This is a genomic window from Cohaesibacter celericrescens, from assembly GCF_002866925.1.
Classification (GTDB): Bacteria; Pseudomonadota; Alphaproteobacteria; order Rhizobiales; family Cohaesibacteraceae; genus Cohaesibacter; species Cohaesibacter celericrescens.
Genome location: NZ_PKUQ01000056.1, coordinates 1 through 4,655 on the forward strand (window position 1 = coordinate 1; position 4,655 = coordinate 4,655).

Annotated in this window: 5 protein-coding genes; 1 reads left to right on the forward strand and 4 read right to left on the reverse strand. The window is 48.1% G+C overall.

The annotated features are described in order from the left end of the window. Window positions 1-209: 209 nt before the first annotated feature. The 3 genes from C0081_RS22970 to C0081_RS22980 all read right to left on the reverse strand — a co-directional run bounded on the left by C0081_RS22970 (window position 210) and on the right by C0081_RS22980 (window position 1,305). Window positions 210-485: a hypothetical protein gene (locus C0081_RS22970; RefSeq protein WP_101536087.1), complete on the reverse strand. Its 276-nt coding sequence runs from the start codon at window positions 483-485 to the stop codon at window positions 210-212. A 228-nt stretch (window positions 486-713) separates the two neighbouring features. Next, the gene (locus C0081_RS22975) at window positions 714-1,007 is read right to left on the reverse strand and encodes an addiction module antidote protein (RefSeq protein ID WP_101536088.1); all 294 of its coding nucleotides are present in this window, start codon (window positions 1,005-1,007) and stop codon (window positions 714-716) included. A gap of 1 nt (window position 1,008) precedes the next feature. Then, window positions 1,009-1,305, reverse strand: a complete 297-nt coding sequence (locus C0081_RS22980) for a type II toxin-antitoxin system RelE/ParE family toxin (protein ID WP_101536089.1) — start codon at window positions 1,303-1,305, stop codon at window positions 1,009-1,011. A 340-nt stretch (window positions 1,306-1,645) separates the two neighbouring features. On the opposite strand from C0081_RS22980, the gene C0081_RS22985 reads away from it, so the two are divergent. Further along, window positions 1,646-3,706, forward strand: a complete 2,061-nt coding sequence (locus tag C0081_RS22985; protein WP_101536090.1) for a bifunctional diguanylate cyclase/phosphodiesterase — start codon at window positions 1,646-1,648, stop codon at window positions 3,704-3,706. A gap of 460 nt (window positions 3,707-4,166) precedes the next feature. On the opposite strand, the gene C0081_RS22990 is transcribed toward C0081_RS22985, so the two are convergent. Further along, window positions 4,167-4,655, reverse strand: a 489-nt coding sequence (locus tag C0081_RS22990; protein WP_146006529.1) for a GGDEF domain-containing protein, incomplete at its 5' end; no start/stop codon positions are given.

Genomic DNA, 4,655 nt, shown 5'->3' on the forward strand with positions numbered 1-4,655 from the left:
GCCGACCTGTTTTCTTCGCTAGAAGAAGCTGTGGTAGTTGCTGTGGAAGTCTAGGACAACTTGACAGTATGTGTATAAATGACAGACACAACTCTACTGGTCAAGTGAATATCATGGATAATTAGGCTTTGAATCAACAGCTTAACTACTTCAAAACGTTTTGTGGAAAAGCGGTGAAACCGTAGTTACTACACTTAAGTAGTAGTTACTCAGTCTTCGGTTCGATGCCCCGTGTAGCCAGCGTGAATGCGCTGAAAACCAACATCATAGTTTCCACATCGAGCACACCGGAGCCTTTTACGGTGCTTTTTAAGGCCCGCAATTATATCGACGGCTAGAGAAGAATGATCGCGTCCCAACAAGTCTATCAACCAAGGAACGATCAATTCAGCACCGTGCGAGCAGACGCCATTGTTGCAAACAACAAATAGCTGATCTCCATTGTCCAGCATATAACCCAGATTGGATGCGTCTAAAGGTTTCAATGGTGTTCTCCATATGTTCAGGAGCATCATATTCTGAGAATGAGTAGCGTCAAGCTGCAAAAATTTGGGTGAGGAAGGGGTGTTTGAGGGGGAGGGTGCGGCCCCCCTCAAGTTCCAATTCAGCAGGTCGATCCTGTTGAATTTGAACCTCGGATTTTGGACAAAAAACCCCCTCCGGTCGCAAGGATCGGAAGGGGAAGTATCGCGCCTGAAAGGCCGCGATAGGGGTTAGTTTGGGCTGTGACGTTTACCGGTTATATCGAAGCCTATGGCTTTCATGACGGCCAATGTTGAGGCCAATGTTGGATTGCCTTCTTCGCTAAAAGACTTATACAGCTGTTCTCTGGCGAGGCCGGTTGAATTGGCAATAGTAGTCATACCTTTGGCACGGGCAACAACGCCGATTGATCTGGCGATATATTTGGCGTCGCCAGATTCAAAAGCATCCTCCAAAAAGATTTCTATTTCTTCATCCGACTGAAGAAAATCAGCGGCATCAAATGTTTTCAGTTTTTCAGCCATTTCAGTTTCTCCATTGTGTTGCAAGACGTTTAGCTTGGTTGATATCGCGGCTTTGTGTTTTCTTGTCACCTCCGCAAAGAAGGATGATCAGTTCACTTCCTCGTTGCAGATAATAGACTCTATATCCAGGTCCATAGTGAATACGTAATTCGCTAATCCCTTCACCGGCCGGTTGAACATCACCTGCTAAACCTTCTTGTAAGCGGTTAAGCCTCGCGGTGATCCTAGCCCTAGCTTTTCTATCCTTAAGCTTTTCGAACCAGTTTTCGAACGTCTCGGTAAACTTTAATTCTATCATATCAATCACTGTAATTTAAGTATCACAAACTGTCAATTCAAGTGTGTCCCGTCGCGACAGAGCTGTCAAACTCGACGAGATCGCGACGGGCTGGACTTGATCATAGATCAAGCTGCGAGTTTGTCCTCGTCTTCTTCTTGGCTGGTTTCGGTCTGTGGGGCGTTGTAGCGAGTGGTTAGGCAATCCAGGCACCCAAGCGGCGATACGATCTCTTACATCGGCTGAGAGGCCGTTACGGTCCGCTGCGTCGTTGACGCCGAGCATGAAGTCGAACAACAAAATAGTAATTTCTTTATATTATTATTACTTCTAGACAAGTAACCACATGAAGCGACCAAAAATGTTGAACGTTCTCAACTGCATATATGATGAACACAATCTATATCTTGTTTTTCTTGCGGGCACCCTTTGCTTGTTTGGGTCGGCTGTCACTGTGCATCTTCTAAGGCGAAGCGTCACAACGCAAGGTGCCCAGAGATTTGGATGGTGCTTTCTCGCGTCTGTGGCTGGTGGCGGCAGTGTATGGACAACACATTTTGTTTCAATGCTAGCATATGAACCAAAAGTCCCTGTTTCTTTTGATCCGGCCCTGACTGTTTTGTCCCTCGTCATAGCGATGGTCGGGCTGTTTGTCAGTTTTGTCGTAAGCGGCTTGAAAGATCGGCCTGCTTTGGCAATCGTGGGTGGCGCCTTTGCTGGCCTGACTTTCTCTGCGATGCATCACACTGGAATGTTTGCCTATCGGGTGACAGGCCTTGTTGATTGGAATTTTGACTATATTTGGGCTTCTATTTCGATCCCGACGATCTTTTCTGCCACCGCCTTTTTTTTGGTATGGCAACAGGACTTCGGTACAAAAAAACTACTGGCTTCAATGGCACTCATGGTCCTGGGCATTGTAGGGCTCCATTTTACTGGAATGGCGGCCTTAACTGTTACCCCGATGTCTCAGTCATTTCCCGAGATTGATGCACAAGCGGTCATAGCACTGGCGATGGCAATTGCCGTCGTAGCTCTGATCATACTGGGGACTGGGTTGACGAGTTATCTGATTGACACAAATGTCCGCGCAAACTCAAACAAACAATTGCATCATATGGTCAGCCACGACGCGCTGACTGGATTGCCAAATCGTGTCAGCTTTGAACACCAGCTGTCGCATGCACTACAGACCGCGCAAAACACAAACAAAAACGTTGCTGTTCTGGGCATTGATCTCAATCGTTTCAAAGTAATCAATGATTCAATGGGTCATGCGATCGGCGACAAAATATTGCAAGCGCTCGCTGGCCGCATGAAACAGACGCTACAAGCTGGTGAGTTTGTTGCACGGGTTGGCGGTGATGAGTTTGCCGCCATAAAGTTTTTCCACCGCAAAAGCGAGATTTCAGCATTCGCCGAGCGTCTTAAAAATGAGTGCATTCATCCAATCAATATTGGAAGCACAAAAACCACGGTTGCTGCGAGCTTTGGTGCTGCGATTTGGCCTGATGACGCCGCAGATCCTGATGAGCTGGCCAAAAATGCAGGTTTGGCGACCGACCATGCCAAGCGCGCGTTTATGGAACAAGTCTGTTTCTATGATTCCGAAATTGGAACAAATATGCGCGATCAACGTCACCTTGCTGAGGCGTTGAAACTGGCTTTGCAAAACGATGATCTCGAACTGCATTATCAAGTGCAGAAATCACTCTCGCAAAATCTGGAAATCCTCGGTTTTGAGGCTTTGTTGCGCTGGCAGCACCCCAAACTTGGTCCTATCTCTCCTGAAATTTTCATTCCTGTCGCCGAAGAAAATGGTCTCATCTTCTCCTTGGGAGAATGGGTGTTGCGCAGTGCCTGCGTTGATGCTGTGACATGGGACCCTCATCTGAAAATTGCGGTAAATGTATCCGCTGTTCAGCTTATGGATCCGAACTTGCCGCACCTTGTCCATACCGTGCTGGTTGAAACGGGTCTAAGCCCAAATCGGCTGGAACTGGAGTTGACTGAAACCGCATTGATGAAAGATAGAATGCAGTCCCTGCACATAATGCGGCAAATCAGGAGTTTAGGTGTCGGCATAGCGCTCGACGATTTCGGCACGGGTTATTCTTCGCTTGAGATTTTGCATGCGTTCTCATTTGACAAAATTAAAATAGACAAGAGCTTCGTGCATGATATTGAAGACGATCGTAAATCTCTTGCAATCGTCCGCGCTGTGTTAGCCTTGGGAAAAAGCTTGGACATCCCCGTACTCGCAGAAGGCATTGAAACACATAATCAAGTCTCAATCCTAAGAGCGGAAGGATGTGATGAGGGGCAGGGCTTCTTACTAGGCAGACCGTCATCTCTCAAAGAGTTAATCTGGCAAGATAACCTGAAAAGCAATCCCCCGATCAACGAGAGTAAGCTCGCATAAGTGATGGCGAAGCGAGCAAATTGGTGGAGACCGTAACGCAATAATTGTCGGCTCCACCTATAGATGACAACGTCCTTTATCTCGTTTACGTCAGTGCGTATGAGTACAAATGGGTTGTTTTATCAGGAGAGGGTTTTGTCTCACCTGATAACCCCATAGGAGTGGTATGAGACAGACATCGGGCAAAAGACGCAGCACATCCGAGAAGATCACTCTCAGCATTTACTGCGCAATTGCCTGCCGTGAAGCGGATCAAAGACATCAAACGTGACACCACTGCTCAGGAGTCGATACGAAGTATCGATTAGAGCGGTGCAAACAGTATTCAGCAGACGAGAAGATCCGGACATTTGGAATATTGATTTCAACGCCAGCACCTATCGGTTGACCCGCTTTTTCAAGTGGCTGAGGGTTGGCCACTCGCCCGGTCTGAGAGCTGGCCAACCTGCGAATAGCAATGTCAGCTTGCTTGGGAAAGCTCATCTCTGAGCAGATCTACCGCATTGGATGATGATGGAATCTTGTCGACATCGCGACGCAATTTGGAGGCGCAAGAGACCTGACCGCGACCGTTTTCCTTGGAACAATAAAGGGCATCGTCGGCAGACCGAATGATCGATTTGACGGTCAGCGCGTCATCGGGCCACCAAGCAACCCCAATCGAGGCGCCCACCTCGGCCGTGCCGCCGTGTATGTCAATCGGAATGCTGACATCTTCGATCATCTGGTCGCAAAGGAACAGCACATCGTCCTTTTCCAAATGGTCATGCAGCAGAATAATGAACTCATCACCACCGACACGCGCGGCCATGCCGTTCGAACCGACGCGTTTTGCGATGCGTTCGGAGATAACGGTCAGCACAACATCGCCTGCCTGATGACCAAAGGTGTCATTGACGGCTTTGAAACGATCCAGATCCATGCACAGGATGGCACAACGATCCTGTTT

Coding starts and splice junctions, on each gene's coding strand:
- C0081_RS22975 (WP_101536088.1), bottom strand. CDS start 1,007: ATGGCTGAAAAACTGAAAACATTTGATGCCGCTGATTTTCTTCAGTCG.
- C0081_RS22980 (WP_101536089.1), bottom strand. CDS start 1,305: ATGATAGAATTAAAGTTTACCGAGACGTTCGAAAACTGGTTCGAAAAG.
- C0081_RS22985 (WP_101536090.1), top strand. CDS start 1,646: ATGTTGAACGTTCTCAACTGCATATATGATGAACACAATCTATATCTT.